Annotated in this window: 1 protein-coding gene; it reads right to left on the minus strand. The window is 60.7% G+C overall.

Annotation, left to right across the window (positions count from 1 at the left end):
• Positions 1 to 241: 241 nt before the first annotated feature.
• On the minus strand, positions 242 to 726 hold a 485-nt coding region (locus EK386_RS20845), incomplete at its 5' end, for a transposase (RefSeq protein ID WP_179966076.1).

Below are 726 nucleotides of genomic sequence, written 5' to 3' on the forward strand. Positions count from 1 at the left end.
AGTCTGTCCGTGCAATATCGAACGGCCCCGGAGTAAACAAATTGGACGTTGTTTTGCGCTACCGCGAGACGGGACATGGAGAGTCGCCCAATCCCGCCCCACTTGGTATGCTGGCAAGTGCAACGAGCCGGTTTGTGTGCGTCAAGTTGTGCAAAAGGATTGATCAGGTATTCGGTTGATTCCGGGTTGCCGTGGTCGGCGCGCGGGGCGTAGCCCGGAGCGCCGACCACGGCGGCAGCCATCAGGCGGCCAGTCTCAACTGCTCCTTCTTTTGCTCGGCCAGCAGGGCCATGTTCAGGTAACGGTTGTCTTCGAGCCACGTCTCGTGGGTTTCGACGCACAGCGCCCGAATCAGTCGCAGGCACGACTCAGTGTTCGGAAAGATCCTTACCACGCGCGTGCGCCGCTTGATCTCCTCGTTGAGGCGCTCGAGCATGTTGGTGCTCTTCAAGTGCTTGTGGTGCGCTCGGGGCAGCCGGTAGAAGCTCAAGGTCTCGCCGATGTTGCTCTCGACCCAGTCGACGAGTTTCGGGTACTTGCCCTGCCACTTGGTGATCCATGCCGCCAGGTCACGACTGGCTTCCTGCAAGTCGCGCCGGTCGTAGATCCAGCGCAACTCCTGTAGGCAATCGTCGTCGGCCTTCCTGGGCAGGTAGTCGAGCGCGTTGCGCAGGAAATGCACATAGCAGCGCTGCCAGGCCGCTTCGCACAACACCTCGCTGATCG

Origin of the sequence: Lysinibacillus antri (genome assembly GCF_003977595.1) — a bacterium.
In the GTDB taxonomy this organism is placed as follows: Bacteria; Bacillota; Bacilli; order Bacillales_A; family Planococcaceae; genus Ureibacillus; species Ureibacillus antri.